The following is a 26099-nucleotide window of genomic DNA, read 5'->3' as shown; positions in this document are numbered from 1 at the left end:
TTACACTACCCCGGCCCCTTTACACTGCACCTCCCTGTGCCCTTTGATCGCGACACCCATGTGGTCATTCATCAAGCGATGGTTCGCCGGCCCCCCGGCAGCCGAAGACCCCTTGCAGGGAATCGTGCGCTTTGATGACGCCGGGCTGACGCGCTCGGGCGAACTGGCCCGAGCGATGGGCCTGCAGGAATTCTGGCCCTGGCGCGATATTCATGAATTCGGGTTCGTGTTCACGCAGGCGATTTATCCGGACCCGTGGTTCGGCGACTACATGGAAAGCCTGTGGTTCGTCCGCGTGCCCACCGACGGCGGCGGGCTGATGCGAATGGACTTCGACGCGCGCGTGCTGGACATCAATCAGTTGCCCCCCGCCCTGCTCCGCAACCTGCCCGGCCTGGACATGGACGTGTTGCGCGCGGGCCTGGCGACCGCCGCGCGGGGCCTGCGCCATTTCGAGGGCGAAGGCGAGTGGGTGGCCTGGCGGCGCACGGACGCCGCCTCTGCCGACCTGCCCGCCGCTACACGCGATCCAGGCCCTGCTTGAGGTCCGCCAGAATGTCTTCGGGCGTTTCCAGCCCCACGGACAGCCGCAGCAATCCTTCGGACAAACCGTAGCGCTCGCGGTCCTCGGCCGAATAGCTGGCGTGGGTCATCGACGCCGGATGCTGGATCAGGGTCTCGGGATCGCCCAGGCTGACCGCAATGCGCGCCAGTTTCAGGCTGTTCAGGAGCGCCTTGCCGGCGGACAACCCGCCCTTCAGCTCGAAGGCCACCAGTCCGCCACCCGCCGCCTGCTGGCGCGCCGCGATGTCCGCGCCCGCCGTGCCGGACAGGCCCGGATAGAACACATCCGCCACTGCCGGGTGCTCGCGAAGCAGCTTGGCCACCTTCAACGCGGATTCGCTGTGCCGCTGCACGCGCAGCTCCAGCGTCTTGATCCCGCGCAGCACCAGAAAGGCCGTGAACGGCGACAGCGTCGCGCCCGTGAAGTAGCGCAACCCCTGCAACCGGATGGCGTCGATATGCGGCTTGCGTCCCAGCACCGCGCCCGCCAGCAGGTCGCCGTGCCCGCCCAGATACTTGGTGGCCGAATGCAGCACGACGTCCGCGCCGTGCTCGAGCGGCCGCTGCAGCACCGGCGTGGCGAAGGTGTTGTCGACGATCGTCAGCAGGCCCTTGCCGCGCGCGATGGCGGAGATGGCCGCAATGTCCACCAGCCGCAGGTTGGGATTGGCGGGGGTCTCGAAGTACACGGCCCGGGTCTTGGGGCCGATGGCGGCGGCCACCGTCTGGGGCTCGGTGAAGTCCGCGAACACGGCCCGCACGCCAAAGCGGGCCAGCCCCTGCGTGAACAGCGTGAAGGCCGTGCCGTAGACAATCTGGTCGACCACGATCTCGTCGCCGCTTTGCAACAGCGAAAACAGGGTGGCCGAGATGGCCGCCATGCCCGAGGCCGTCACCACACCGGCCTCGGCGCCTTCCAGCGACGCCAGGCGTTCTTCCAGCAGCGCCTGCGTGGGATTGCGCGTGCGGCCGTAGACATAGCCTTGGGCTTCGCCAAGCCGGATCCGGTCAAAGGCCTCGATGCTGTCCTGCGTGTAGGTGGACGTCAGGTACAGCGGCGGCGACAGCGCGCCCTGTTCGTCCAGCGGGTCGTAGCCCAGGTGGATGGCGCGGGTCGCAAAACCTTGTTGCGGGTGGTCGGTCATGTCATTCACTCCTGTCATCGGTGGATGCAGACGCGCATCGCGCCTGCCCTGAAATCGGTTCCCGCCGCCGGCCCGCGGCATTGACGGGGCCCAAGCGAGTCTTTACAGTCAAACGCCGTATCCCCGTTTTCGCGCGCCACATGAACGACCCGCAAGCGCCCGCCACGGCTGCCGGCCCGGCCGCTCTGGCCACGGCTCCGCCCGAACCCGGCTGGCTCCTGAAGGCCGCCACCTGTCTGGTCTATTCCGCGATGCTGGCGTGGACCGTCTACAGCAGCCGTCCGGAAACGATGCTGGAGGTTGCGCAACTGGCCTTCGGCGGCGCCATGCTCCTGGGCGCCCTGCTGCTCGTCGTCCTGGGCGTCTTTTCCCTCTGGAAACGCTTTCGCACGCCGCGCAACCGCGTGCGCATCATGCTGGGCGCGGGGGTGTTCCTGCTGGCCGCCGTGGCCGTGCCGCTTGCCGAACGCAGCCACGACAACCGCCAGCGCGACATCGCCAACACCGAAATCCGCAAGGCCATCGACGCGCTGCGCATGCAGGCCGGCGGCGGCTCCGGCGTGCCCGAAGACGTGCCGGCCATCGACCCCTCGCCCAAGGCCACGGGTCCGTACGGCGAAATGGAACGGGCCATGAAAACCGTCGCCGGCGAACGGCTTGCGCAGCATCGCGCCTACCTGCAGGAACTCAAGGAAATCGGCCTGCCCCGGCTCTTTGACGCCGGCCGGCTGGCGCGCGACTCGGGCCTGATCGAAAGCCGCCTGATTCTGGAACAGGCCGAAAAGCTGGTGCCCGCCTACCGCCAGCAAAGCCTGGACGTGCTGGACGAAATGCCCGAGCTGGTGCGCTCGCTGACCATCTCCGAACCTGAAAAGGCAAAGATCCTGCAGGCGCTGACGGACTCGCGGGCGGCAAGCAATGAGAAACTGCGGCGCGTCTGGGACCTGGAAACGCAAATCCTGCACGAGTTCGGGCTGATGATCACGCTGCTCGATGACAACCGCCAGTTCTGGTACGCGGACCGCAACGAATTGAAGTTCGGCCGCAACGCCGACCTGACGCGCTTTCACCAGCACCAGGACACCGTCAACCGGCTGGCCCTCGAGCAGGAACGGCTGGCGACGCAATCCCTGGCGGCCATGCCGCAGGCGCCGCTGCGCTGAGCCGGATAAGCCTTCAATCAGGGCACGCATGCGCTAGCGCTTGTGGTCGGCGCGGCGCGACAGCCACTCGCCGGTAAATTGCACGATCGACACCAGCGCGATCAGGATGACGATCACCTCGAACATCACCCGCGTCTCGTAGCGTTCGTAGCCGTAGCGGATCGCCAGATCCCCCAACCCGCCCGCGCCAACGGCGCCCGCCATGGCAGAGGCGTTGATCATGGCGATCACGCTGACCGTCATGCCGCCGATGATGCCCGGCAAGGCTTCCGGGAGCAGCACATGGCGCACGATGTGCCACCGGCGGCAGCCCATGGCGCGCGCCGCCTCGACAAGGCCGTGGTCCACGTCGTTCAGGCTGACCTGCGCAATGCGCGCAAAGAACGGAATCAGGTTCGCCGACAGCGGCACGATGGCCGCCCACGTGCCCAGCGTCGTGCCTACCAGGAAGCGCGTGAAGGGCAGCATCGCGACAAGCAGGATGATGAAGGGGATAGCGCGGAGAGTATTCACCGTGACCGACAACGCCTTGTTCAAGCGCGGACGCGGGTACAGACTGCCCGGCGCGGTGACGGTCAGCACCACCGCGAGCGCCAGGCCGGCGCCTATGGCGATGGCCGCGGAAATGCTCACCATCGTCAGCGTCTGCAGAAATGCCTGCAGGTATTTATCAAGCATCGGTAGCGACATAGCCAAGTACCTTGATCTGATCGGCCACCAGCGCGGCGCGCGCGGCCTCTTCCTGTAATGCGCCTGCGGGCACCGACACCAGCAGGCTGCCTTGCGCGTGGCCGCGCAGCCTGTCCAGTCCGCCGTGCAGCAGCGTCGCGCCCGGCCCCATCGCAGCCAGCGCCTGCAGCGACACGCCGTCGGGCCTGCCCTGGCCGGTAAAGCGCAACAGCAGCACCGCAACGCCAGGACGCCCGTGCAGATCGGGCACCAGCCGTGCCGCCAGGTCCGCCGGCAGATCGTGCTGCAACGGCCGCAGCAGCGCGCGCGTGGCATCCGCCTGCGGGTTGCCGAACACGCGCCACACCTCACCCAGCTCGACCTTGCGGCCGCCATCCAGCACCAGCACGTTGTGGCAGACCTCGCGGATCACGGCCATGTCATGCGTGATCAGCACGACAGTCAGGCCCAGCTTGCGGTTGATGTCCAAAAGGAGCGCCAGGATGGATTGCGTGGTCTCGGGGTCGAGCGCGGACGTCGCCTCGTCGCACAGCAGGATCTCGGGCTCGTGGACCAGCGCGCGCGCAATGCCCACGCGCTGCTTCTGTCCGCCGGACAGCTTTGACGGGTAAACATCGGCCTTGTCCCGCAGGCCCACCATCTCAAGCAGCGCCTCCACCCGCGCCCGCGCGGCAGCCGGCTTCACGCCCGCCACGCGCAGCGGCAGCGCGACGTTTTCGGCCACCGTCTTGGCCGACAGCAGATTGAAGTGCTGGAAGATCATGCCGATGCGGCGGCGCAGGCCCACGAGCGCATCCTCGTCCAGGCTGCCCACGTCCACCCCGTCCACGCACACGCGGCCCGCGCTGGGCCGTTCCAGCATGTTGATCGACCGAAGCAACGTGGACTTGCCCGCCCCGCTGCGGCCGATGATGCCGAATACCTCGCCGCGCGCAATCGAAAACGACACGTCAGATAGCGCCGCAACCGCGCCCGCGGGGCCTTGGTACTGCTTCTGCAGGCCCTCGAACACGATGTGCGCGTCGCGCGCCGGCGCTTGCGTGGCGCGCATGGCGTCCTGGGGCAGGGAAAGTTCGCGTTGCATGATTGCCTAGAAGACCGGGATCACCGACCCTTCGAACTTCGTCAGGATGAACTGGCGCACTGCTTCGGAGTGATACGCCTTGACCAGCTCGGGTACCCACGGCGCGTCCTTGTCCTTCTCGCGCACCACGATGATGTTCACGTACGGGTTGTTTTCCTTCTTCTCGACTGCAATGCCGTCGCGCGTGGCGATCAGCCCGGCCTGGTACGCAAAGCTGTTGACGATGGCGGCGGTGTCCACGTCCGGCAGCGATCGCGCCAGCACCACCGATGCGCTTTCCACGAAGTCGAGCTTCTTGGGATTGGACGTCACGTCGGCCAGCGTGGCTGTCCCGGTCGCCGGATCAAAGCCGTCTTTCAGCGTGATGAGACCCTGGTCGCGCAGGATGACCAGCGCGCGCGTCTGATTGCTGGGATCGTTGGGAATGCCCACCTTCGCGCCGTCCGGCAAGTCCTTGAGCGACTTGTACTTCTTGCTGTAGAACGCGATGGGCGAGATCAGCGTGTTGGCCACCGGCACCAGCTTGTAGCCGCGCTGCTTGATCTGGTCGTTCAGGAAGGGAATGTGCTGGAAGGCGTTCGCCTCGAGATCGCCGTTATTCAGCGCCTCGTTCGGGCTGGCGGTGCCGGTGATGACGACGGGCTCGACGGCCAGGCCATTTTTCTTGGCCACCTGCGCCACCACTTCCCAGATCTGCTCGTCAACGCCCCCGCGCACGCCCACTTTGAGCGGCTTGGGGTCGGCCGAGAAGGCGGGGCCGTGAAACATGGCGGCGGACGCCAGCACCGCACCCAGCAAGCGCTTGAAGATCGGAGCCCATGCGAAACGCGCGGGCTGCGCGCCGCCGGAAACGGACGCGTCCGCCGCGGCCTCGGCCGCAAAAGTACGAATAGTCATGATGGAATCGCCTCTGAACCAGTGCAGTTATGAGAGGAGACGATTCTAGGGACGGGGCTTGTGCGCGCGAACGACTTGTTCGTTGAGTCGTTATTACGCGGTTGATTCGATATGGCGCGTTGTCATATCGCAGTGCAGGCATGGCGCCCCCGCCATGCGCGGGACTGGCGGTCAGGTGTGCCCGTTCAGAACGGTTTGACCACGACCAGCGTCACGATGGCCGCTGCCGCCAGCACGATGAACGGCGCCTGCAGGTCGATCAGGGGCGGCCGCTTGCCGCTGCCGCCGGCCATGCGCCGCAGCGATGCGCTCTGCATGCCGAGCAAACCGGACAGGCTGATCGCGAAGGCGACCTTGATCCAGATCCAGTTCATCGCAAACCAGCCGAACGTCATGGCCAGGTGCAGTCCGATCAACCAGGTGATGACCATGGCCGGCGTGGTGACGAACAGCGTCCAGCGGCGCAGGACGTGGAGCATCCGGCGCTCCTTGGGCGCGTCGTCGCCATGCTCTGGCTGCGACGTCAGGAGAAAAAGCGACACGAAGAGCGAGCCCACCAGCCACGCCACGGCGGCCGCCACATGGGCCATTTTCAGGAGTTGGTATGTCATGGGCGGCATTATCGCCGCTCGCGGCCAGCGCGATGCGGCGCGCTGGCCTGCAGTGTTTGCGCTACGGCAAACGCGCCGGCGGTGGATGCGCCGGCGGCAAGGACGTCAATTGCCGGTTTGCGAAGCCGGCGCGGGAGCAGTCGCCCCTTCGGCGGGCGAGCCCGTGGCGGGCGATCCCGCGGCGGGCGATCCCGCGGCGGCAGGTGCGGCCGCGGGCGAATCTGCGGCGGGCGATCCCGAGGCGGGCGTCTTTGCCGCCGGCGTAGGCGTGGCGGGCGCTGTAGCGGGCGCCGGCTTGTCGCCGCCGGCCGCGGCCGGGTTCAGCGTGTCGGCCGGCGCATCCGGCGCCACGACCGGATCGGCCGGCGCCTGGGCCGGGGCTGTGGCGGGAGAAACCGCCGACTTTGACGCGGCTCCCTTCGGCCGAGCGGACGGCTCGCGCGGCGCAGCGGCCGCCTTGGCGTCGGGCAGGTACCGCTCCAACAGCTGGAAGAACCCGTCATAGAACTTGGGGCGCGTCACCGTCTGGCTTGCCGTCTTGACCAGTGAGTCGTCGCTGCCGCCAAACGGCATCGAGACCTGGCCCAGCACGCTGACCCCCACACTGGCCGAGTTGCCCGTGCGCTTGATCGAATAGCGGTCCTGCACGGCATTGGCGAACACGGTGGCGCCTTCGTGCGAGCTGCCGTCGGGCGCGCACTCCACGTTGAAACTGATCTGCGTATGCTGCCCGTCCTCGCCCTCGAAGTTCTTGTGGCCGGTGACGCGCGACGGTTCGTACTTGTCGATGTTGTATCCCTGGCTGAGCAAGGCGCGCCGGCCCGCGTCGCAGGCGGCGCTGCTGGCCGCCGGAACGCTGCGCGAGTAGGTGTCGCTTTGGGCGAAGTCCTCTCGCTCGTAGACGGGCTTGGGGGAAGAACATCCGGCCAGGACGGCGGTCAGGGTGGCGAACAGGGGAAAAACGATACGGCGGGTGGCGCGTGGCATGAGAGGTCCGGCGTGGAGCAACGACGTGCATTATCCGACAAGAAACCCGGCCATTTATTGGGGACGGAATTGATCGGAGATATGTTGAAACAGGTTCGCATTCCGCCGTTTCCAGGCCAATGGCCGTGTCCCTATATGCGAGGCCGCCTCAGGGAACATCAGGCGTCGTAATTCGTATCGAATTCGATGCGCGGTCCATGACCTGCATGCAACAGGTTTGCCGCGCCAGCGACAGCGACTACGGCAGCACCGACGACAGCGCCATCAACGCGCGGCGGCGGGCGCCAAGGGCTGCTTGTCCACCGCCCCCAGGATTTCCGCCGCCAGACGCACGCGCGCGTCGTTCGGGTAGTTGCGGTTGGCCAGAATGACGATGCCGAGCTTGCGCGCGGGCACAAACGCCACGTAGGCCCCAAAGCCGTTGGTGGACCCCGTCTTGTTGATCCAGGTCTGGGCCTGCGGCGCCAGCGGCGGCTGCAGCGCCTGGGCCGGATGGCTCTGGCTGTTCAGCGTGCCGGCGTTGGCCGTCAGCAGCGAATCCAGCGGCACGGGATACGGGAACTGCTCCCACACCATGTCCTGCGTCATTGCGCCCACCTGGTAATAACCCACGTGGGTGTCCGCGATGGCGCGGCGGATGTCCTTGTCTAGCACGTCCATGTCCATGCTGGCCTCGACGAAGCGCAGCAGGTCGCGCGCGCTGGTTTTCACGCCATAGGCCTCGGCCGCCAGCACGCCCGGATTCACGCGCACCGGCGCGCCCTGCTTGTTGTAGCCCTGCGCGTAGCGCGACGCCTTGGCGGCGGGCACCTCAATAAACGTGCTGGACAGACCCAGCTTCGGAAAAAGGTCCTTTTCCATCGCCTGGGCAAACGGCTGCTTCAGGCTTGCAGCCGCCACGACGCCCAGCATGCCGATGCTGGGATTGGCGTACGAGCGATACGTGCCGGGCGCATGTTCCGGCTTCCAGGCCTTCAGGTATTGCATCAATTGGGCGTTGTCGCGGACCTCGTCAGGCACCTGCAACGGAAAACCGCCCGTCGTGTGCGTCGCCAGGTTCAACAAGGTCAGCTTGGCGAATTCAGTGCCGGCCAGCTCGGGCAAAAATCGCGCCGGACTGTCGGTCAACTGCAACAAGCCCTTGGCCTGCGCATACGCGGCAAGCGTCACGGTGAAGGTCTTGCTGATCGAGCCCACTTCAAAGATCGTGTCCCGATTGACGGCGCGCCGCGTCTGCAATGATTCGACGCCATAGGTGTAGAAACGTTGGCGGCCTTGATGCGTCACCGCGATCACCATGCCCGCGATGTCGTGCTGGCGGATGACCGCGCGGGCCGCCTCGTTCACGACGCTGTCGATGTAGGGCAGCTCGGAGCGCGCGACAGCCGAACTGGGCAGGGCGCCAAGAAAGCCAGCCGCAAGGAGGCTGGCGCAGAAATATCTACGGGTGAACATGCAGCGTTCTCAGGAAGGGGACGGACCGTCCGGCGGGATCGGCGGCGCGGCGATGCCGAATCGTACCGCGCCGCGCCTGCCATCAGGCGCCCTTCCCCTGCTGCGGCCGACGGGCAGGTCCGCCGACCGGGACGCCAGCCATCGGCGCCCCGCGTCAGGCCAAGGCCGGCTCGGCACGCGACGGCTGGACCGCATCCCTGTGCACCGTGCCGTCCTGCGCCGTGGCGCACGTATCCTTGCACACCTTGCCGTCCTTCATCACCAGGACGATCCGCTCCGGATCCACCAGCAGCGACAGGTCGTCCAACGGGTTGCCGTCCACCATGACGACGTCGGCCATGTAGCCGGGACGCAACATGCCCAGCTCGTCGGGCCGCTGCATGATCTGCCCGCCCAGTCGCGTGGCCGCCACCAAGGCCTCGACCGGCGTCATGCCGATGTAGTCGACGAAGTATTGAAGGTCGTTGGCGTTCGTGCCATGCGGCATCCACGCAAAGCCGTAGTCACCGCCCGGCAGGATGCGTATGCCGCGCTTGTGCATCTTGCGCAGGCTTTCCGAGGCAATCTCCAGCTCGCGCTTGTAGCCCATGCTTTCCGCGATCGCGGGGGTGATCCCGAAATCGGACGCGTGGTAGGCCGTGCGCACCAGCCAGCCGATGCCGGGCGCGACAAAGTGCCTGTCCTTGTTGGCTTCCAGCATGTCCAGCGCTTCGTCGTCCGCGAAGCTGGCGTGATAGACCATCTCGATGCCGTGGCGCACGCATTGCTTGACCGACTCGCTGGACCGGGCGTGCGCCGCGATCCGCTTGCCGTAACGCTTGGCCTCGGACGCCAGCATCGCGATTTCATCTTCCGCGAAGGGCGACATCTCGGCCGGCAGGCCAGCGATGTATTCGCCCGACAGATTGATCTTCAGGTGGTCGACGCCGTACTTGATGAACGTGCGGACCGAACGGCGGATTTCCTCCGGGCCGCTGCAGACGCTGCCAAAGCTCAGCTCTTCGAAATGCATGTGCGGCAACGTGTTGTCGCCCAGCGCGCCGATGGTCGTGATCTCCTGGCTGCCGGCAAGATAGCGCGGCCCCGGGCATTCGCCGGCCTCGATTGCATTGCGCAGCACCACGTCCAGCCGGGGCTTGGCCGCCGCCGCGCCGATGGCGGAGGTCCATCCCATTTCCAGGTAGCGCTTGGCCACGCGCACACACCACAGGATATGTTCCTCGGGCGGCATGAACTGGATGGCGGCCAACGTGGGCTGGTCGTTCCACGAGAAATGCGTGTGCGCTTCGGTCATGCCTGGCATCAGGAAACGGCCCTTGCCATCGACCATGCGCGCGCCGTCCCGATTGACCCGGCCGGGCAGGCGCGCCACCTCGGCGATGCGCCCGCCATCGATCAGCAACTCGCCGTCAAAGACGTCATCGCCGCTTCCATCAAAGATGACAACGTTGGTAATCGCAATTCTGGACATGAGTGGTCTCCTCCCGGACCCCGCGGGGCCGGTTTTTTTATGAAAAGTATTGATGCGGGTTGGGGGTTCCGCGGATCTGCCCGGCAGGCGGGTGTTAGCCCGGCAGATCCGCATGAAACGCCTGGAACGCGGCGATGCAGGCGCCGGGCTGCTCGAACGTCGTCCAATGGCCGCAGCCTTGCACGACGGTGCAGCGGCTGACCGGGATGCGCGCGGCCATTGCTTTTACGTGCGCGGGCGGCGCGACGCCGTCCTCGTCGCCCGTCACCAGCAGCACCGGCACGCCCAGCCGTTCCAGATCCGCGGCGCGCGCGTCGGCCAGCGCTTCGCAGCTTTGGGCATACCCTTCCGGCGGCTGCCGCATCACGCTCTCCCTGACCAGCGCCAGCACCGCGGGCTGTTCCGCCTTGGTGCGGCTGCTGGTGGCGCCCTTGACGATGGCGTCGGCAATTTCCTGCAGGGCCGGTGCGCCCTGGCGGGCCAGCGCCGCCCGCGCCCGGATGCCCGGCCGGCCCGCTTCGGGGGGCTCGGCAAGCGGGCCGAACAGCGCCAGCGAGCGGACCTGTGCGGGGGCTTTAAGCGCAAGATGCTGCGCGACGATGGTCCCCAGCGAATGCGCCGCCACATGCACGGGGCCGCAATCCAGCTCTTCAAGCATGCGCGCCAGCGCGTCGACGTAGCCCGCGACCGACAGGGTGTCGTCCGGCAGTGGCGATCGGGCGCTGCCCGGCAGGTCCGGGCGGATGACACGAAAGCCCGTCAGGGCGGCCATCAGCGGCGTCCACGTATTGGACGAGCCGCCCAGCCCGTGGATGCACAGCAGCGCGGGGCCGTCGCCGTCGATTTCCACCGACAGGCCCTTGATGTTTTGTGTCGTCATGCCGGCGCTCCCACGAATTCGTTCTCGATGCTTCCCAACCCCTCGACCTCCACCCGCACCACGTCGCCCGCGGCCAGATACCGGGGCGGCGTCATGCCCATGCCGACCCCTGCCGGCGTCCCGGTGGCGATCACGTCCCCCGGATAAAGCGTGATGCCGCGCGAGATCGTCTCGATCAACGCCGGGATGTCGAAGATCATGTTCTCGGTGGGCCCGTCCTGCCGCAACTCCCCGTTCACCCAGCAGCGCACACGTGTCCTTGCGCCATCGAACGCATCGGCCGTGACGATCCACGGCCCCATCGGACAGAAGGTGTCGAACGACTTGCCCATGTCCCACTGCTGATGCCGCATCTGCACGTCCCGGGCGGTGACGTCGTTGATGACGGTGTAGCCAAAGACATGATCCAGGGCCTCGCCGCGCGCGATGTTCTTGCCCGTCTTGCCGATGACCACGCCCAGCTCGGCCTCGTAGTCGATCTGCGCGGACACGCCAACCGGCAGCAGGACTTGCGCCCGCGGTCCCACCACGCATTCCGGCACTTTGGTGAAGACGATGGGCCAGGCCGCCGGGTTGGCGTCGTTGTCCTTGAAGACGGACGCGGACAACTCCTTGGCGTGTGCGTGATAGTTGCGCCCGACGCACCACAGGTTGCGCCGCGGACGGGGCAGCGGCGCCCGCAAGACGAGGTCCGACAGACGCAGCGGCGTCAGCGTGGCGGGCAGCGGACGACCCGCCGCAAGGTGATCAATCACGGCCTGCGCGCCGAGCTGCCTGCCCGCGTCGTCCAGCGCCAGCGGCGCGACCGTCACGCCGTCCTCCGACACCAGCCCGACGCCGGGCTCTCCATTCATCAAGAAACTTGCAATGCGCACCGCGGTCTCCTTCGTGCTTCTGAAAGTCGGCGAGCGGGTGGATGCGTCGCCATCAGTCACGACTTTAGGAGCGCGGCTGGGGCTGCGCTTATCGATCGGTGCGGGAACTTATCGCAGAGTCAGATCGCGTGCTAGGTGTATACACCTAGAGCCCGGCAATGCCTGAAACCGCGCCCATAAAATTCCCGCAAATGGCCTCGGTGGACAGGGGCACCGGCGAGAGTCAGCGCGCTCATCGCCCGATCAGAAATTGGGAGACAACGCATGCAGGAAACTTACGCCTTGCACGAGGGCGCATTCGGCCGCGCGGTCGTGCTGGAACTGCGCGGGGACCTCATCGCGCATGCGCACGCGGAAATGCAGCTGGCCCTTTGGCTGGGTGGCGCCCGGGCCGAAGCGCACGTCGGCTCGAAACTGGTTCGCTACAGCGAACAGCTTGCGCTGGGCACGAACACCTATGAGTCCCATGATGCCCGCCTGCTCGACCGTTCTGGCCCGGCCGTCTTCCTTGTCCTGTACATTGCCACGCCCTGGCTGGACGAGCGCCGCGCCGCCACCGGCAGGCCATTCCATTTCACCGCGCCAGGCGTGCCCATCGATCCGGCGGTGCGCCAGACCTGTTGGAGCCTGCTCGACAAGATCGTCGCGCCGCAGGACCACCCGCGCGCCGACATCGACGCGGAAGTCGAGGCGCTGCTGCATGCGGCAATCGAATCGTCTTCCCAGGCGGGCCGCCCGTCCGGCCCCGCGCCCCGACCGCAGACGCTGGACCGGCGGCTTCGCACCGCGATCCTGTACATGCGAGACAACGTGCACGAACCGGTTGCGGTGGAAGACATCGCCAGCAAGGTGGGACTATCGCGCGGCCATTTCTTCGCGTTATTCCGGGACCAGCTCAACACCACGCCGCAGGTCTTCTGGAGCGCGGTGCGTGTGGAAGAAGCCGTGCGCAGGCTCGTCCAGCAGGAACAGCCACTGACCTCGGTGGCGATGGACCTGGGCTTTTCCACGCCCGGCAATTTTTCGCGCTTCTTTCGCGATCACATGGGGGTTTCGCCGTCGCGCTTTCGGCGAGCGGCGACGGGTTCCGCGCCGCATCTATTGACTGGAATTCCCTGAAGGAGAAAGTCGCGCAGGTGATGGCGCTACGACTGGCCGCGCTCGCTGCATCGATCCACGCCGCCGACCCGTCGGTCGGCACCGGCGGCGCCCCGGCCATCAGCCGTTCCAATTCCGCCTGCATGGCCTGAGGCAGATATGCCTTCAGGATTCCGATGTTCGCCCTGACGCAGGCCACGGCCTCGGCCGGCGTGAACCCCTCTTCGACCAGATGGCCGATGTCCGACGGGCGGCGAGCGTGTTGCCCTTCCAATCCGCGCGCCATGCCGCGATGTCGCCATAGCTGGTGTGTCCGGCGTCGATCAGTTGACGCAGCATCGCAGGCAGCGCAATGCCGCAGTCTTCGGCCAGTTCGGCAAGAGCCGCCATTCGTTGATTCCTTTCGTTAAAACTCGAGCACATCCAGAAAGACCTCGGCCTCGTCCGCGTCCCCAAGGACGGCGGTCAGCGCCTGCAAGGCACGCGCCCGGTGCTCGGGCTTGATCTCCCAGTCATCGTTGCGCAGATCTTCGTCGGCCTCCAGGCAGACAAGACCCACCGCGGCAGCGGCGGCGGCGAACGTCGGCAGGTCGGGGGCCACCATCCCGGCATCCCAGGCGCCCGCGCCGTGCCGGGCATGGAGGATCTGGCCGGTACCCGTATCCAGGATGAAGGGGTCCGCGTTCTGGTCGGCGATCATCAGCCAGTTGTCCCGCCAATCGTCGACCCGTTTTCCGCTCACGGCATCCCAGCGATAGCCGGCCTGCCGGTCCCACAGCTTATGCAAGGGTGCAAAGCTGATATTGGTTTCGGACAGCGTGATGCCGACCGGTCCCACGTTCTGGTGACGGGTGGCGCCCCACGGGCCCACCTGTTCGTAAAAGTCGGCCAACCCCTGCGGCAGCGCAAGGCTGCCTTGCCACTGTTCGCGCGGCTGCGGGCGCAGCTCGCCAAACCGGGCGAACTGCGCCCGGATGTGTTCGAAGGAATTCATGTGAGTGCGTGTCCTGGCAAGCGCCGGCGGCTTGGAGATAAATCGTGCGGCGCCAAGACCGCATTTTGCTACATTTGAACGCCCGCCTTATTGCGTCCACGGACAGACCATGCGCCCACCGTTTGCTGTTTCCGCACGCCCCGCCCCCCGCCCGGGCTTTCTTCGTTTGCGGATCCTGACGCCCCTGGCCGTCCTGGCCGCGCTTTTTGCCGGCTCGGCCGCCCACGCGCAGCAATGGTTCGAGGTGCCGCCGCGGCCAGATCACCCGAACGTGTCCATTCGGATAGGTGGCCTGCCGGAAACGCGGCAGGCCTCGGGGACCGCCAAGGGCAAGATGGAAATGCGCTACACCGCCGCCCAGACGATCCCGGGCGGGGACAAGCAACGCGCAAGCTATGACCGGGCGGTCACGGACGTGCTGTTCGATTGCCGGCGGGCGCAGGTCGGTTTCCTGCCGTCCACCACCTACTACCTGCGCGACAACCTGGTGGCGGCCATCAAGGACGAGACCTTGGACGAAAGCCAGGTGCAGTTCGTGCGTTTTGCGCCAGGCAGCCCGCAAATGAAGGCTTTGCAGGCCGCCTGCGGCAAGTAGGGGCTACGCCAGCATCAGCGCCCCGCGCGCTTGCGCCGGCGCCGGATCCTGGCCGCGCCGCGCGCCGTCTTCGGCCAACCGGAACACACCTACCGCCCGCACCAGCTCGCGCGCCTGATCCTGCATCGACCCCGCGGCGGCCGCAGCTTCCTCGACCAGTGCCGCGTTCTGTTGCGTGACTTCGTCCATCTGCGCCACGGCCCGGTTCACCTGATCGATACCGCTGGCCTGTTCGTGCGAGGCGGCGGCGATCTCGCCCATGATGTCGGTGACGCGCTGTACCGCCGTGACAATCTCCTGCATGGTTGCGCCCGCCCCTTCCGCCTGCCGGGCGCCCGCGCCGACCTTGCCGGCCGAATCCTCGATCAAGGCCTTGACCTCGCGCGCCGCCTGCGCGCTGCGCTGGGCCAGCGAGCGCACCTCGCCCGCCACGACCGCAAAACCCTTGCCCTGCTCGCCCGCGCGGGCCGCTTCGACCGCCGCGTTCAGCGCCAGGATGTTCGTCTGGAAAGCGATGCCGTCGATCACCGACACGATGTCGGAAATCTTGTGCGAACTGGCCGAGATGTCCTGCATGGTGCCCACCACCGCGGACACCGCCGCGCCGCCGCGCAGCGCAATCTCCGATGCGCTGGCCGCAAGCTGGTTGGCCTGGCGCGCGTTGTCGGCGGTCTGCTTCACGGTGGAGGCCAGCTCTTCCATGGAGGCCGCGGTTTCCTCCAGCGATGCGGCCTGCTCTTCGGTACGGCTGGACAGGTCCGTATTGCCAGCGGCGATCTGGCCCGATGCGCTGGAGATGGTCTCCGATCCCTGCCGGATCGCGCGGACCGCGCCCGCAAGCCTGTCCTGCATGTCTTGCAGGGCATGAAGCAGGCGTCCTGTCTCGTCCCGGGACCCGGCTTCGATACGCTGGCCCAGGTCGCCGCTTGCCACCGCCTCGGCAGCCTTGACCGCCCGGGCGAGCGGACGCGTGATCGACCGGCTGACACGCCAGGCCAGCAGGGCCCCGACCGCCAGCGCCAGCGCCGACAGGCCCGCGTTCAGGCGCTCGGCCTCGTCGATGACCGCCTGGCTTGCGGTTCCCGCTTCGTCCATCTCGGCCGCCTGCTGCCGGGAAAGCGCAATGATGTGATCCTGCAGGCTGTCCAGGATGGGCAGCGTCTCCTGCAAGAGCCGCTGGCGGGCGCCCTCGCGGTCGCCGCTTTTGAGCACGGCGCCGACCGACTGGAATGACTTTACGTAACGGCCGCGCGCTTCTTCCAGCGCGCGCAGCCGGGCAGCGGCGTCCGCGGTCTTCATCAACGGCCGCATCGTGGCCAGGGCTTCATCGATGCGCTTGCGGTTGGCCTCGATCTGCTGGAACAGCCGCTGCGTTGCGGCCGGGTCCGGGTTGACGATCAGTTCCAGATTGGCGCGCGCGTTGGCGCGCGTTGTCACGTCGACCACCGATATCGCGTTGGCCTTCGCCCAGGTTTCCTGAGTGATCATGCGGTTGATGCCGCCAATGCGCGTCAACTCGTAGTGCGACAGGCCAGTCAGGGCCAGCAGAAGGGCCAGCACAGCGCCAAAGCCCAGGCTCAGCCGGGCGCCAATGGAGAGATTGCCGAAATGGATGCGAAGCGTCTTCATGAGGGTCTCTTGCAGGGGTGTCGATCTTCAGCCATTGCCATGCAATCAGGTGCAGCGTTAACACACGGAAATTTCATGGAACATCGAACAGGGGGAAAACCCCAGTCTAGGTTTGATGTCACATTTCGCAAATATTTATCCGTTTATTAATTTGCGATTGAACAAAGACAACGCACTTATGCTGCGCAGCAGCAACGTTATTGATATCAACTTGACGTACTGCAGTATTCAGGCGCTTTATAGGGCGCATGCAGGCTTTGGGGAGCTTCCGATGAAACCCTTGGAAAACAGCGTGACCGTCTCGCTGGCGACGACGGCCAATGACGCGCTGGTGCAGGCCTTCGCGCGCCTGTTGCCTCAGTTGTCCGCAAACGCGGCGCCGCTATCAAAGGCGGATCTGGACGAGATCATCCACGCGCCGGGCAATCACGTATTCATCGCCAGGATGGCGCCCGATCAGCGCATCGTGGGCACCCTCACCCTTGTGCACTTTCGCGTACCCACCGGCATCCGCGCGTGGATCGAGGACGTGGTGGTGGACGAACAGGCGCGCGGCTTGAAGGTCGGCATGGCGCTGACGCGTGCGGCCATCGCAAAGAGCCGCGAGCTGAAGGCCCGCACCTTGGACCTGACGTCCAGCCCAGGGCGCATGTCCGCGCACCATCTGTACGAGTCGGCCGGCTTTGCGATGCGCGACACGCGCGTCTACCGGTATCAGGGCTGAACGCTCTGGCGCTATTGATAGCGCTCGCGGTATCCGACGGGCGACATGCCGCAGTACTTGTTGAAGATGTCGCGAAAAGCCTTGGTGTCGTTGTAGCCGACTTCGTACATCACCTCGGCGACGCTCTTGCGCGACGTTTCCAGACGCTGCTTGGCGGCTTCGACCCTCACACGCTGCACGTATTCGACGATGCTGTTGCCCGTGGCCTGGCGGAACCGCCGCTCCAGCGTACGGCGGCCAAGCGCGTGGCGGCCGGCCAGTTCCTCGACGGTGATCTTTTCGCGGTAGCGGCCTTCGATGTATTCCTGCACCGCCCGCACGATGTCGTCCGCGTGCGACTTCTGTCCCATGAAGACGGAAAACGGCAGCTGGCTTTGCCGGCTCCAGTCCAGCTGAAAATACTTGGCGCACCAGATGGCGGTGTCGCGATCCGTGTATTTCTCGATCAGGTGCAGCACGAGGTGCGCGGCCGAGAATGCGCCCCCGCTCGTATACACCCCATTTTCCGCCATGACGACGCGATCGCTGGTCCACTGCACCGTGGGAAAGAGGCTGGCGTAAAGGTTTTGCGCCACCCAATGCACGACCGCCTGCTGTCCGTCCAGGACGCCGCCCGCGGCCAGCAGCGCCGCGCCCATGCACAGGCTGGCTACCTCGCCGCCCTCGCGGTGGTGGCGCGACAGCCATTCGATCAGTTCGCGGTTGGACAGCACCGCGTCCGACACCGATCCCAGCAGCGGCGGCGCGATGCAGATATCGATATCGGTGGCGTCGGCCAGCACCATGTCGGCCTGTACCTTGATGCGTCCATCGTCCAGGCTGACCTCGCGCGTGAGGGCCAGCGTGCGCACACGAAAACGCGGCTCGCGGCCATGCGCGCGCAGATATTCGTTGGCCACCATGAACCCGTGGCGCGCGGTTTCCAGGGACGCAATATTGGCCCCCTTGGGCAGCAGGAACGCGACGTTTTTCATGTTGCCAAGCATACGCCTGCAAGCTGACGCAATCCACCCGCAAGATTGTCGCAATCGCCTATCTGAAACCCGCGCGGATCCCGATACAGTCACTCCTGCCGACCCAGAAATGCGGACGGCGGCCGGGACGGATTGCGGACGCCCGGCCAAACCAGAACAACACGGACGTGAGGAGTGATCGATGGACAAGTACATAGATGGTTTCCTGCTGTGCGTACCCAAGGCAAACCTGGAGACCTACAAGAAAATGGCGACGCACGCCGAAGGCATCTGGCGCGAGCACGGCGCGCTGGATTACCGCGAAGGCGTGGCCGACGATATCGACGGGGAAGGTTTTGCGTCCTTCAGCGCGGCCGCTGGCGCGCGCGAAGGCGAAGTCGTCGTCTTCGCCTGGATCCTGTATCCCAGCAAGGAAGCGCGCAACAGCATCAACGCCAAGGTGATGTCCGACCCGCGCCTGGCGGACATGTGCTGCGAGGGCGTATTCGACGTCAAGCGCATGTGCTGGGGCGGGTTTGCAACGCTGGTCGGCAACTAGCCAACGCGGCCGCGCACTTCTGCGCCGCCGTTCAACCTCCCTGGAGACCCACCATGGCCACCCAAGCAGCCAAGCCCATTCCCGACGGCATGCACACGCTGACGCCGCACATCATCTGCGAAGGCGCGTCCGACGCCCTCGCCTTCTACAAGGAAGCCTTCAATGCCGAGGAACTGATGCGCCTTCCCGGCCCCAACGGCAAGATCATGCATGCGGCCATCCGCATCGGTGATTCGGTGCTCATGCTGATGGATGATTTTCCGGAATGGGGCAGCCTGGGACCGAAGGCGCTCAAGGGCACCCCTGCCGTGCTGCACCTGTACGTGACCGACGCGGATGCCGCGATCGAGCAGGCGGTGGCAGCAGGCGCGCAGGTCACGATGCCTGCCGCCGACATGTTCTGGGGCGACCGCTACGGCCAGGTGGTGGACCCGTTCGGCCACCGCTGGTCCATCGCCACGCACATCCAGGACCTCACGCCCGACGAAATCCTGCAGAACATGGCGAAGATGGGCCCGATGGACGGCTGCGGCGATCCATCGAAGCAGTGATGGCAACGCAGACGCGGCTCGCGACGGGCCGCGTCCCGCGCCATCAAGGGGCCAGTTGCGGATAAGGCCCCAGGAAGTCCAACTTGCCGATCGGCACGCCTGCCTGGCGCAGGATGCCGTACGCGGTGGTCACGTGGAAATAGAAGTTGGGCAGCGCGAAGGACAGCAAATATTCATCGCCCTGGAACTCGGGCTTGAAATCGCCAAAGCTCAACGTGATCCGGCGCGCTTCGGCGCCGTCAATCTGCTCGGGCTTCACACTCTGCAGATACGCGATCGTGTCCGCCACGCGCTGCTGCAATTGCTCAAGTGTGCTTTCGGTGTCGGCGAATTTCGGGGCTTCGCCTTGCGACAACCGCTGCGCCGCGAACTTCGAGGCATCGCTTGCGCGCTGCACCTGACCCGACAGCGGATACATATCGGGCGCGAGCCGCGCGTTCACAAGATCGGCAGGGTCAATGCCGGCCGCCTGCGCATGCGCGGCGGCCTTTTCGAGCAGCGCGGCCAGCACGTTCAGGCCGCGAATGAAGACAGGCACGGACGCCTGATACATGGACAAGGGCATGGCAAAGATTTCCGTAAGGGTGTGAGTGTGCAATCGCGATGTTACGCCGCGCCCGCCCCGCAAGCCGCCGGTAGCCGCGACATCACCGTTCCTTGCGCCTGGACAATCCCGCCGGGCCGCAATTGCCCAGCGATCCAGCGCGCTCACTGCGCCCCGGCAATCGCCCCCGTGCGCCGCTGCCCCTGAAAGAACCGCCACACCAGCGCCGAGGCATCCGGGCCACTGCGCGCGTGATAACGGATGCACGGATCGCCCCCGCTCCAGGCATGTTCCAGCCGCGTGATTTCACACAGGCGCAGCACGGTCTTGCGGCCCCGCAGCACGTCCACCCGGCGGTAGGCCTTTTCGGTGCCCAGGCCCAGCACGCGTTCGACCGGCAACGCGTGCGGATCGGCGGCATTCAGCGTGCGGAATTGTTCAAAGAGCTGCTTGGCGTTGCGGGGCGCCACGGCGGGATCGAGCTGGCCATGCAGGATCAGCGCCGGCATGCCCAGTTCGAAGACGGCGGGATCCGAGACCGATTCCAGCAGCGGCGCAAGCGGCTTGATGCTGCCGCGCCGCATGGTGCCCAGGCCGTGGCCCGCGTTGTGCGCGTCGCCCACGACCGGTCCTGAGTGCATGGCAACGGCGGCGATCAGGCGCGGATGCCGCAACGCGACCAGCGCCGCCATGCCCGCGCCCGCCGACAGGCCCGCCACATAGATGCGTTCGGGATCGACGCCGTGGCGCGCCACTTCGGATCGGATCAGCGCCGCGATCAGGTCGGCCTCGGCGCCGCCATGGTCGTCGTCGGGCTGAAACCAGCGCCAGCAGCGCTGCACCTGACGCGCCAGCGATTGCTGCGGATACAACACCATGAAGCCGCCGGCATCGGCCCACTGGTTCATGCGCGAGCCGCGCGCGAAGGCGACCGAGGTCTGCCGGCAGCCGTGCAGCATCACGACCAGCGGCATTCCCGCGGGCGGGGCGGTCGCGGGGGTGTAGCGCGAAAAAGCCAGCCTGCGGCCTGTCTTGTCAGAGAATTGGCGCAAGGCTTCCCAGCGCCCGGCGCCCAGCGGCGCCGTCTCGGCCGCTGCCGCCCTGCCCGCGCCCGCGGCGCCAGCGGGCCGCGCCGCTTTGGCTGCCCGTCCGGTCGTGACGTCGGCAGCCTTCTTGCGGGCCGGGGCCGCGCGCTTGCGGGCGGGTTTTGGGGCCGCCAGGCGCATCGCCGCGCGCTGGAGCCGGGTGATCTTCTTTGCCGCTTTGAAAAACAGACTGCTGAAACTGCGCGCCATTGAGTGGGCCTGTTCGGAAGTTCCTGTTTGCCGCGCCATCCGGAGAAGCCGAGGGCGTCAGCGCCGGACGGCGGTCGCCGAGGCTATGCCGCTCCGCAAGACAGATGCCTGTCGCGTGATGAGAACTTTCCAACCGTGACGCCGAGTGCCGGATTCATGGGTGCTTCCCTTAAGAGTGTCGATCACGGCAGCGCCACGCGCGGCCGACGTGCAAGCCCAAAGTGAAGAACGCGCGCCGCCTCTGCCGGGCAGTTCGTTCGCGCGTCAAATTCGCGCGTCAAATGTATCACAGAGTAACTAACCACCCTGCCTGCGCGGCTCGTCCTGTTCGCCCCGCTCGCCTGGATCGCCTACTTGGGTCTCAACCTTGCACCAGATCAAATCTTTCCGGTATCGGCCGGCAGAACTGAACCCTTGCGCTTGAGCGCCCGAACCAAAAGGCCTAAGGTGGGCAACTTGTCACAAACAGGTCCCCCATGTTTCCCAACGACCGACCCCAGACCCTGGGCGAAGAAATCGCCAACAGCATCAGCCACGGACTTGGCGCCGCCGGCGCGCTGGCTGGCGCACCGCTCCTGATCGCCGCCGCAGTGCGTCAGGGCGATGCCGCCTTCATTGCCGGCGCCGCCGTGTTCGCGGCCTCGATGTGCCTGCTGTACCTCGCGTCCACCATCTATCACGCGCTGCCACGCTGCCGCGCCAAGCAGATCTTCAACGTACTGGACCATTCGGCCATCTACCTGCTGATCGCCGGCACCTACACGCCGTTCGCGCTGGGCGCGCTGCGCGGACCATGGGGCTGGACCCTCTTTGGACTCGTCTGGAGCCTGGCGCTGCTGGGCGTGGGCCTGAAGGCGAGCAAGCGGCTCAACCGGCCCGCTCTGTCCACCGGACTGTACCTGGCAATGGGCTGGATCGTCGTCATCGCGGTCAAACCGCTGCTTGAACTGGTGCCGGCCGGCGGACTGTGGTGGCTCGTGGCGGGCGGGCTGGCGTACACCGGCGGCGTGGTGTTTTTCGTCTTCGACAACCGCTGGCGCTACAGCCATTTCATCTGGCATCTGTTCGTGCTGGCAGGCACCGTCTGCCACTTCTTTGCCGTGTTCTGGTACGCCGCCTAACGCCGCAACGGCGCCCGGCCAGCCGCAGGCGCCTGCCGCAAATACGCCGTCGGCGGATGGCCCAGCACGCGACGGAACATCGTTGAAAACGCCGCAGGGCTTTGATACCCGAAATCCAGCGCAATGGCCGTGACGGGGTCGCCCTCGGCCAGGCGCGCCAGCGCCAGCACCACACAAGCGCGCTGCCGCCAGGCCAGATACGACATGCCCGTGTGCTGCCTGAAAACCCGGCTGAAGGTGCGCAGGCTTACGTGCAGCCGGTCGGCCCATGCCTGCGGCGGCATCCGCGCATCCGGCGCGGCGATGAACGCGCGGCATAGCGGCGCCAGACGCCTGTCGCGCGGCAGCGGAATATGCAGGGGCAGAACCGCCGCGCGCTCGATCTCGTGCAGCAGCAAGGCAGCCAGTGCCCCATCCCGGCCGCGCGGATCATAGGCGGCGGGCATGTCCACCGCCTCCAGCAACAACTCGCGCATCAGCGCGGACACTTCAATCACCTCGCAGATAGCGCGGTCCGCGCGCGCCGCGCCCGGCTCGATGTACGCGCTGCGCGTGCTGACGCCCAGCATGCGGACCTGATGCGTCACACCCGCCGGAATCCAGACGGCGCGTTGCGGCGGCACCACCCAATTGCCGTCACGCGTCACGACGTGCATGACGCCCGTCGCCCCGTATAGCAACTGCGCGCGCCGATGCGCGTGCGCCGGCAGCAGACCGCCGGGCGGATAGTCGTTGCCGATGGCCACCACCGGGCGGTCAAGGTTGTCGTAGCGGTCGATATGGGTATTGCGCATGGGATCTGCCGGGAGCGAGGCGCCAGCCTGGATGTGACGCGTCCACGGCGCAAGGCGTTGGCCGAAACGAAAACATCATTGTCCCACCCTCGAAAGCGGGCCAACCGCTGGCGTCCTATCGTGGCGCTTTTCCTGATTGGGCAACGACATGATCTATCTGGTGTTGGCGCTGGTTGGCGTTCTGAGCGGCGTCACGACGGTGCTGTTCGGCTTTGGCGGCGGTTTCGTGGTGGTGCCGGCCCTGTATGGCGTGTTGACGTCGCTGCATGGCGCGGACGACGCGATGCGCCAATCGGCGATGCACATCGCCGTGGCCACTTCCACGTGCGTGATGATCGTCAACTCAGTCTCGGCCACGCGCAAGCATTGGCGCGCCGGCAATCTTATCGGCGAATACGTCTGGCCGCTGGCCGGGTATATCGCGGCGGGCGCACTGCTGGGCGCGCTTGCCGCCATGCACGCCGGCGGCGACTTCGTGCGTCACGCTTTCATTGTCTATCTGGCGGCGACTGTCGTGGATTGCGTGCTGCGCCGGGGCTTCATGTCTGGACGCGACGGCGCGGGGCCGCGCAGGCTGGACCGCGTTACCGCGATGGGCGGCGGCGTCGTCATCGGAATGATTGCCGCGTTTCTTGGGGTGGGAGGCAGCGTCATGACCGTGCCGCTGCTGCGCCGGCGGGGTCTGCCCATGGCCAAGGCCGCCGCCATGGCCAATCCGCTATCGCTGCCGGTCGCGCTGGCGGGCACGCTGGCCTACCTGGCCGCCGCGCGCGACCTGCCCCAGGCGCTGGCGCCGTGGATTGTGGGATATGTGGACATATTGGCCTTCGCGGTGCTTGCGTTGGGGTCGCTGGCCGGGATTCACCTTGCGGCCCCGCTGATCCCGCGCATCCCCGACCGTGTGCATGCCCGCGTCTACGTGCTGCTGCTGATTCTCGTCATGTTGAGCATGATCGCGCTCTAACCCTCGATTTTCGGCAAACCTAAGGAAACATCGCGGCCAGCAGCGACTACGAAACCGCGCAAAACGTTTCGGGTGCGCTCCCGGGGCGCCCCCCCGCCCAGGCGCGGTCGTCTCGTGGCCTGCCGAAACAGGAAAACACATCGCGAAACTTGTCCGCCGCCCCCCCAGATCGTCATCATGGTCGGACTTTCAACCGGAACAAGGAGTTTTCATGCAGCGTTCCACTTTTGCATTCCTATCCGCCGCCGTGCTGACGACGGCGCTGTCCGGTGCACCCGCCCTGGCTCAACAAAGCGCGCAGGCCCCGGCGCAGACGCAGGCCCAGCCCGGCATGGCTCCCGCCATCCAGAAACCGACGGATCAACAATTGCAGAAGTTCGCTTCGGCTTCGCAGAAGATTTCGGGCGTCGTTGACGAATACCGTCCCAAGGTCGACGCCGCCAAGACCGATGAGGCCAAGCAGAAGGTCGTTCAGGAAGCCGACGCCAAGATGGTCAAACTCGTCCGCGCCGATGGGCTGTCGGTCGAGGAATTCAACGGTATCGGCCAAGCCGTGCAGCAAGATCCCCAGCTTCGCGACCGTCTGATGAAGATGGCGCCGGCGCAGCGCTGACCTGCAACGGCAACCCAAACGGACACCACATCGAATTCCGCTCGCGTACGACGCGGCTAATTCGATGACTCGGCGCCGCGAGCCCTGCTGGGGCTGCGGCGCCTTGTTCATTGGACCTGTCAGGTCTTCAGGCGATAACCCGTCTTGAAGATCCAACGCACGCCGATCAGGCACGCCACCAGGAAGACCAGTGTCATGCCCACGCTGATTTCGATACTGACGTCCGACACCCCGAAAAACGCCCAGCGGAAACCGCTGACCAGGTAGACCACGGGATTGAACAGCGTGACGGTCTGCCAGAACGGCGGCAGCATGTTGATGGAATAGAACGTGCCGCCTAGGAACGTCAGGGGCGTGATGATCATCAGCGGAATGATCTGCAGCTTTTCAAAGCCGTCGGCCCAGATGCCGATGATGAAGCCGAACAGGCTGAACGTCACCGCGGTCAACACCAGGAAGGACAGCATCCAGAACGGGTGCGCCACGTCGAACGTCACGAACAGACGCGCGGTGGCCAGCATGATGAGGCCCAGGATGATGGATTTGCTGGCGGCCGCTCCCACGTAGCCCATCAGGATCTCCACGTAGGAAATCGGCGCCGAATGGATCTCGTAGATCGTGCCGGAGAATCGCGGCATGTAGATGCCGAACGAGGCGTTGGCGACGCTTTGCGTCAGCAGCGACAGCATGATCATGCCGGGCACGATGAACGCGCCGTAGCTCACACCGTCGATTTCGACCATGTGCGATCCGATGGCCGAGCCGAACACGACAAAATAAAGCGAGGTCGAAATCACCGGTGACAGCACGCTTTGCATCAGCGTGCGCCAGGCGCGGGCCATTTCGAAGAGGTAGATGGCGCGTATGGCGTAGAAGTTCATGATTGACCGTGCACCAGGCTGACAAAGATGTCCTCGAGCGAGCTTTCCGAGGTATTCAGGTCCGCAAATTCGATCTGCAGGCGGCTCAGGTCCTGCAGCAGACGCGAGATGTCGCCGCCCCGTTCGTTGTCATAGGTATAGACCAGCTTGTAGCCGTCCGCAGACAGTTCGAGCTGGTAGGCGTCCAGCGCCGTGGGAATGCCCGGCAGCGGCGCTTTCAACGTCAGCGCAAGCTGGCGCTTGCCCAGCTTGGCCATGAGCGCGTTCTTTTCCTCGACCAGGATGATCTCGCCCTTGCGGATGACGCCGATGCGGTCCGCCATTTCCTGGGCTTCTTCGATGTAGTGCGTGGTGAGGATGATGGTGACGCCGCTTTCGCGCAGCCGACGCACCATTTCCCACATGCCGCGCCGCAATTCGACGTCGACGCCCGCGGTGGGCTCGTCCAGGAACAGGATGGCCGGTTCGTGCGACAGCGCCTTGGCGATCATGACACGGCGCTTCATGCCGCCGGACAGCGCCATGATGCGGCTGTCTTTCTTGTCCCACAGCGACAGCTCGCGCAGGACCTTTTCAATATAGGCGGGATCCGCCGGCTTGCCGAACAGCCCGCGGCTGAAGGTGACGGTGTTCCACACGCTTTCAAAGGCGTCGGTGGAGATCTCCTGCGGCACCAATCCGATCTTGGACCGCGCGGCGCGAAAGTCCGTCACGATATCGTGACCGTCGGCCAGCACCTTGCCCTGGGTGGGATTCACGATGCCGCAGATGATGCTGATCAGCGTGGTCTTGCCCGCGCCGTTCGGTCCGAGCAACGCAAAAATCTCGCCGCGCTGGATGTCCAGGTTGACGTTCTTGAGCGCCTGGAATCCGGACGCATATTGCTTGGATAAGCCTTGTACTGAAATGACTGGCTGCACGCGAGCCCCCAACTTGACCATAGCCGGAGGATTTTACCCGCC

The 26099-nt window shown here is 65.9% G+C and carries 29 protein-coding genes; 10 read left to right on the top strand and 19 right to left on the bottom strand.

The genetic code is table 11. The features are described 5' to 3' along the window. Positions 1 to 58: 58 nt before the first annotated feature. Positions 59 to 544, top strand: coding sequence for a hypothetical protein (locus FBY20_RS21750; RefSeq protein ID WP_142054526.1), 486 nt, complete (start codon positions 59 to 61; stop codon positions 542 to 544). Here the strand turns inward: FBY20_RS21750 and FBY20_RS21745 are convergent. Then, positions 519 to 1709 (bottom strand): PLP-dependent aspartate aminotransferase family protein, encoded by a 1191-nt coding sequence (locus tag FBY20_RS21745; RefSeq protein ID WP_142054524.1) that lies wholly within the window; start codon positions 1707 to 1709, stop codon positions 519 to 521. The genes FBY20_RS21750 and FBY20_RS21745 overlap by 26 nt on opposite strands. Positions 1710 to 1849: 140 nt before the next feature. Between FBY20_RS21745 and FBY20_RS21740 the strand changes: the two genes are divergently transcribed. Continuing rightward, positions 1850 to 2872 carry a hypothetical protein gene (locus tag FBY20_RS21740; protein ID WP_142054522.1) on the top strand — a complete coding sequence of 341 codons (1023 nt, stop codon included), beginning with the start codon at positions 1850 to 1852 and terminating at the stop codon, positions 2870 to 2872. A gap of 33 nt (positions 2873 to 2905) precedes the next feature. Here the strand turns inward: FBY20_RS21740 and FBY20_RS21735 are convergent, their stop codons facing one another. The 9 genes from FBY20_RS21735 to FBY20_RS21695 form a co-directional block, all read right to left on the bottom strand. Further along, positions 2906 to 3562 carry a methionine ABC transporter permease gene (locus FBY20_RS21735; protein WP_142054520.1) on the bottom strand — a complete coding sequence of 219 codons (657 nt, stop codon included), beginning with the start codon at positions 3560 to 3562 and terminating at the stop codon, positions 2906 to 2908. Further along, positions 3543 to 4646 (bottom strand): methionine ABC transporter ATP-binding protein, encoded by a 1104-nt coding sequence (locus FBY20_RS21730; protein ID WP_142054518.1) that lies wholly within the window; start codon positions 4644 to 4646, stop codon positions 3543 to 3545. The genes FBY20_RS21735 and FBY20_RS21730 overlap by 20 nt, the downstream gene beginning before the upstream one ends. A gap of 6 nt (positions 4647 to 4652) precedes the next feature. Next, on the bottom strand, positions 4653 to 5414 hold the full coding sequence (locus tag FBY20_RS21725) for a MetQ/NlpA family ABC transporter substrate-binding protein (protein WP_174245485.1): 762 nt from the start codon (positions 5412 to 5414) through the stop codon (positions 4653 to 4655). Positions 5415 to 5728: 314 nt separating this feature from the next. Next, positions 5729 to 6154 (bottom strand): CopD family protein, encoded by a 426-nt coding sequence (locus FBY20_RS21720; protein WP_223576143.1) that lies wholly within the window; start codon positions 6152 to 6154, stop codon positions 5729 to 5731. Between the two features lie 105 nt (positions 6155 to 6259). Then, complete coding sequence (locus FBY20_RS21715) at positions 6260 to 7141, bottom strand: DUF2242 domain-containing protein (protein WP_142054516.1); 882 nt, start codon at positions 7139 to 7141, stop codon at positions 6260 to 6262. Positions 7142 to 7405: 264 nt separating this feature from the next. Then, on the bottom strand, positions 7406 to 8596 hold the full coding sequence (gene blaAMZ / locus FBY20_RS21710; protein WP_142054514.1) for an AMZ family class C beta-lactamase: 1191 nt from the start codon (positions 8594 to 8596) through the stop codon (positions 7406 to 7408). Between the two features lie 154 nt (positions 8597 to 8750). Next, entirely contained in the window at positions 8751 to 10067 is a 1317-nt protein-coding gene (locus FBY20_RS21705) for an amidohydrolase family protein (protein WP_142054512.1), read from the bottom strand. 94 nt (positions 10068 to 10161) lie between these two features. Beyond that, positions 10162 to 10947 (bottom strand): alpha/beta fold hydrolase, encoded by a 786-nt coding sequence (locus tag FBY20_RS21700; protein WP_056323990.1) that lies wholly within the window; start codon positions 10945 to 10947, stop codon positions 10162 to 10164. Then, a complete protein-coding gene (locus tag FBY20_RS21695) occupies positions 10944 to 11822 on the bottom strand; it encodes a fumarylacetoacetate hydrolase family protein (RefSeq protein ID WP_142054510.1) in 879 nt (292 codons plus the stop codon). Before FBY20_RS21695 ends, FBY20_RS21700 begins: the two co-directional genes overlap by 4 nt. A 264-nt stretch (positions 11823 to 12086) precedes the next feature. Here FBY20_RS21695 and FBY20_RS21690 point away from each other — a divergent pair, with 264 nt between their 5' ends. Further along, positions 12087 to 12941, top strand: coding sequence for a helix-turn-helix domain-containing protein (locus FBY20_RS21690; protein ID WP_142054508.1), 855 nt, complete (start codon positions 12087 to 12089; stop codon positions 12939 to 12941). 144 nt (positions 12942 to 13085) lie between these two features. Here the strand turns inward: FBY20_RS21690 and FBY20_RS21685 are convergent, their stop codons facing one another. Both FBY20_RS21685 and FBY20_RS21680 read right to left on the bottom strand, forming a co-directional pair. Continuing rightward, positions 13086 to 13310, bottom strand: a complete 225-nt coding sequence (locus tag FBY20_RS21685) for a hypothetical protein (protein ID WP_142054506.1) — start codon at positions 13308 to 13310, stop codon at positions 13086 to 13088. 16 nt (positions 13311 to 13326) lie between these two features. Next, positions 13327 to 13914: an SUKH-4 family immunity protein gene (locus tag FBY20_RS21680; RefSeq protein ID WP_142054504.1), complete on the bottom strand. Its 588-nt coding sequence runs from the start codon at positions 13912 to 13914 to the stop codon at positions 13327 to 13329. Positions 13915 to 14023: 109 nt separating this feature from the next. Here FBY20_RS21680 and FBY20_RS21675 point away from each other — a divergent pair, with 109 nt between their 5' ends. After that, positions 14024 to 14509 (top strand): hypothetical protein, encoded by a 486-nt coding sequence (locus FBY20_RS21675; RefSeq protein ID WP_142054502.1) that lies wholly within the window; start codon positions 14024 to 14026, stop codon positions 14507 to 14509. A 3-nt stretch (positions 14510 to 14512) separates the two neighbouring features. Here FBY20_RS21675 and FBY20_RS21670 read toward each other — a convergent pair whose 3' ends face one another. Beyond that, the gene (locus FBY20_RS21670) at positions 14513 to 16138 is read right to left on the bottom strand and encodes a methyl-accepting chemotaxis protein (RefSeq protein WP_142054500.1); all 1626 of its coding nucleotides are present in this window, start codon (positions 16136 to 16138) and stop codon (positions 14513 to 14515) included. A 271-nt stretch (positions 16139 to 16409) separates the two neighbouring features. Between FBY20_RS21670 and FBY20_RS21665 the strand changes: the two genes are divergently transcribed. Beyond that, positions 16410 to 16862: a GNAT family N-acetyltransferase gene (locus FBY20_RS21665; RefSeq protein ID WP_142054498.1), complete on the top strand. Its 453-nt coding sequence runs from the start codon at positions 16410 to 16412 to the stop codon at positions 16860 to 16862. Positions 16863 to 16873: 11 nt separating this feature from the next. Here the strand turns inward: FBY20_RS21665 and FBY20_RS21660 are convergent, their stop codons facing one another. Further along, positions 16874 to 17848 carry a GlxA family transcriptional regulator gene (locus tag FBY20_RS21660; protein ID WP_142054496.1) on the bottom strand — a complete coding sequence of 325 codons (975 nt, stop codon included), beginning with the start codon at positions 17846 to 17848 and terminating at the stop codon, positions 16874 to 16876. Between the two features lie 169 nt (positions 17849 to 18017). Between FBY20_RS21660 and FBY20_RS21655 the strand changes: the two genes are divergently transcribed. Together FBY20_RS21655 and FBY20_RS21650 are read left to right on the top strand one after the other, a co-directional pair. Beyond that, positions 18018 to 18374, top strand: a complete 357-nt coding sequence (locus FBY20_RS21655) for a DUF1428 domain-containing protein (protein ID WP_056323968.1) — start codon at positions 18018 to 18020, stop codon at positions 18372 to 18374. 53 nt (positions 18375 to 18427) lie between these two features. Continuing rightward, positions 18428 to 18925 (top strand): VOC family protein, encoded by a 498-nt coding sequence (locus FBY20_RS21650; RefSeq protein ID WP_142054494.1) that lies wholly within the window; start codon positions 18428 to 18430, stop codon positions 18923 to 18925. Positions 18926 to 18968: 43 nt separating this feature from the next. Here FBY20_RS21650 and FBY20_RS21645 read toward each other — a convergent pair whose 3' ends face one another. Both FBY20_RS21645 and FBY20_RS21640 read right to left on the bottom strand, forming a co-directional pair. Continuing rightward, complete coding sequence (locus tag FBY20_RS21645; RefSeq protein ID WP_142054492.1) at positions 18969 to 19490, bottom strand: DUF1993 family protein; 522 nt, start codon at positions 19488 to 19490, stop codon at positions 18969 to 18971. A 143-nt stretch (positions 19491 to 19633) separates the two neighbouring features. Then, positions 19634 to 20764, bottom strand: a complete 1131-nt coding sequence (locus FBY20_RS21640) for a PHB depolymerase family esterase (protein WP_142054490.1) — start codon at positions 20762 to 20764, stop codon at positions 19634 to 19636. A gap of 476 nt (positions 20765 to 21240) precedes the next feature. Here FBY20_RS21640 and FBY20_RS21635 point away from each other — a divergent pair, with 476 nt between their 5' ends. Further along, complete coding sequence (locus FBY20_RS21635; RefSeq protein ID WP_056323957.1) at positions 21241 to 21885, top strand: hemolysin III family protein; 645 nt, start codon at positions 21241 to 21243, stop codon at positions 21883 to 21885. Here the strand turns inward: FBY20_RS21635 and FBY20_RS21630 are convergent. Then, positions 21882 to 22679, bottom strand: a complete 798-nt coding sequence (locus FBY20_RS21630; RefSeq protein ID WP_062839082.1) for a helix-turn-helix transcriptional regulator — start codon at positions 22677 to 22679, stop codon at positions 21882 to 21884. The genes FBY20_RS21635 and FBY20_RS21630 overlap by 4 nt on opposite strands. Positions 22680 to 22827: 148 nt before the next feature. Between FBY20_RS21630 and FBY20_RS21625 the strand changes: the two genes are divergently transcribed. Together FBY20_RS21625 and FBY20_RS21620 are read left to right on the top strand one after the other, a co-directional pair. Next, positions 22828 to 23643: a sulfite exporter TauE/SafE family protein gene (locus tag FBY20_RS21625; protein WP_142054489.1), complete on the top strand. Its 816-nt coding sequence runs from the start codon at positions 22828 to 22830 to the stop codon at positions 23641 to 23643. A 211-nt stretch (positions 23644 to 23854) separates the two neighbouring features. Continuing rightward, positions 23855 to 24256 carry a DUF4168 domain-containing protein gene (locus FBY20_RS21620; RefSeq protein WP_056323953.1) on the top strand — a complete coding sequence of 134 codons (402 nt, stop codon included), beginning with the start codon at positions 23855 to 23857 and terminating at the stop codon, positions 24254 to 24256. A 119-nt stretch (positions 24257 to 24375) separates the two neighbouring features. Here FBY20_RS21620 and FBY20_RS21615 read toward each other — a convergent pair whose 3' ends face one another. Together FBY20_RS21615 and FBY20_RS21610 are read right to left on the bottom strand one after the other, a co-directional pair. Further along, the gene (locus FBY20_RS21615) at positions 24376 to 25137 is read right to left on the bottom strand and encodes an ABC transporter permease (protein WP_056323950.1); all 762 of its coding nucleotides are present in this window, start codon (positions 25135 to 25137) and stop codon (positions 24376 to 24378) included. Next, a complete protein-coding gene (locus FBY20_RS21610) occupies positions 25134 to 26057 on the bottom strand; it encodes an ABC transporter ATP-binding protein (protein ID WP_056324626.1) in 924 nt (307 codons plus the stop codon). Before FBY20_RS21610 ends, FBY20_RS21615 begins: the two co-directional genes overlap by 4 nt. Positions 26058 to 26099 lie beyond the last annotated feature (42 nt).

The organism is Achromobacter sp. SLBN-14 (assembly GCF_006715415.1).
In the GTDB taxonomy this organism is placed as follows: Bacteria; Pseudomonadota; Gammaproteobacteria; order Burkholderiales; family Burkholderiaceae_B; genus Achromobacter; species Achromobacter mucicolens.
This window is presented reverse-complemented; position numbering and strand designations above follow the sequence as displayed.

Coding starts and splice junctions, on each gene's coding strand:
- FBY20_RS21685 (WP_142054506.1), bottom strand. CDS start 13,310: ATGGCGGCTCTTGCCGAACTGGCCGAAGACTGCGGCATTGCGCTGCCT.
- FBY20_RS21655 (WP_056323968.1), top strand. CDS start 18,018: ATGGACAAGTACATAGATGGTTTCCTGCTGTGCGTACCCAAGGCAAAC.
- FBY20_RS21700 (WP_056323990.1), bottom strand. CDS start 10,947: ATGACGACACAAAACATCAAGGGCCTGTCGGTGGAAATCGACGGCGAC.
- FBY20_RS21615 (WP_056323950.1), bottom strand. CDS start 25,137: ATGAACTTCTACGCCATACGCGCCATCTACCTCTTCGAAATGGCCCGC.
- FBY20_RS21720 (WP_223576143.1), bottom strand. CDS start 6,154: ATGACATACCAACTCCTGAAAATGGCCCATGTGGCGGCCGCCGTGGCG.
- blaAMZ (WP_142054514.1), bottom strand. CDS start 8,596: ATGTTCACCCGTAGATATTTCTGCGCCAGCCTCCTTGCGGCTGGCTTT.
- FBY20_RS21745 (WP_142054524.1), bottom strand. CDS start 1,709: ATGACCGACCACCCGCAACAAGGTTTTGCGACCCGCGCCATCCACCTG.
- FBY20_RS21645 (WP_142054492.1), bottom strand. CDS start 19,490: ATGCCCTTGTCCATGTATCAGGCGTCCGTGCCTGTCTTCATTCGCGGC.
- FBY20_RS21690 (WP_142054508.1), top strand. CDS start 12,087: ATGCAGGAAACTTACGCCTTGCACGAGGGCGCATTCGGCCGCGCGGTC.
- FBY20_RS21650 (WP_142054494.1), top strand. CDS start 18,428: ATGGCCACCCAAGCAGCCAAGCCCATTCCCGACGGCATGCACACGCTG.
- FBY20_RS21675 (WP_142054502.1), top strand. CDS start 14,024: ATGCGCCCACCGTTTGCTGTTTCCGCACGCCCCGCCCCCCGCCCGGGC.
- FBY20_RS21625 (WP_142054489.1), top strand. CDS start 22,828: ATGATCTATCTGGTGTTGGCGCTGGTTGGCGTTCTGAGCGGCGTCACG.
- FBY20_RS21740 (WP_142054522.1), top strand. CDS start 1,850: ATGAACGACCCGCAAGCGCCCGCCACGGCTGCCGGCCCGGCCGCTCTG.
- FBY20_RS21660 (WP_142054496.1), bottom strand. CDS start 17,848: ATGCTTGGCAACATGAAAAACGTCGCGTTCCTGCTGCCCAAGGGGGCC.
- FBY20_RS21665 (WP_142054498.1), top strand. CDS start 16,410: ATGAAACCCTTGGAAAACAGCGTGACCGTCTCGCTGGCGACGACGGCC.
- FBY20_RS21735 (WP_142054520.1), bottom strand. CDS start 3,562: ATGTCGCTACCGATGCTTGATAAATACCTGCAGGCATTTCTGCAGACG.
- FBY20_RS21730 (WP_142054518.1), bottom strand. CDS start 4,646: ATGCAACGCGAACTTTCCCTGCCCCAGGACGCCATGCGCGCCACGCAA.
- FBY20_RS21620 (WP_056323953.1), top strand. CDS start 23,855: ATGCAGCGTTCCACTTTTGCATTCCTATCCGCCGCCGTGCTGACGACG.
- FBY20_RS21635 (WP_056323957.1), top strand. CDS start 21,241: ATGTTTCCCAACGACCGACCCCAGACCCTGGGCGAAGAAATCGCCAAC.
- FBY20_RS21640 (WP_142054490.1), bottom strand. CDS start 20,764: ATGGCGCGCAGTTTCAGCAGTCTGTTTTTCAAAGCGGCAAAGAAGATC.
- FBY20_RS21725 (WP_174245485.1), bottom strand. CDS start 5,414: ATGTTTCACGGCCCCGCCTTCTCGGCCGACCCCAAGCCGCTCAAAGTG.
- FBY20_RS21670 (WP_142054500.1), bottom strand. CDS start 16,138: ATGAAGACGCTTCGCATCCATTTCGGCAATCTCTCCATTGGCGCCCGG.
- FBY20_RS21680 (WP_142054504.1), bottom strand. CDS start 13,914: ATGAATTCCTTCGAACACATCCGGGCGCAGTTCGCCCGGTTTGGCGAG.
- FBY20_RS21630 (WP_062839082.1), bottom strand. CDS start 22,679: ATGCGCAATACCCATATCGACCGCTACGACAACCTTGACCGCCCGGTG.
- FBY20_RS21750 (WP_142054526.1), top strand. CDS start 59: ATGTGGTCATTCATCAAGCGATGGTTCGCCGGCCCCCCGGCAGCCGAA.
- FBY20_RS21705 (WP_142054512.1), bottom strand. CDS start 10,067: ATGTCCAGAATTGCGATTACCAACGTTGTCATCTTTGATGGAAGCGGC.
- FBY20_RS21715 (WP_142054516.1), bottom strand. CDS start 7,141: ATGCCACGCGCCACCCGCCGTATCGTTTTTCCCCTGTTCGCCACCCTG.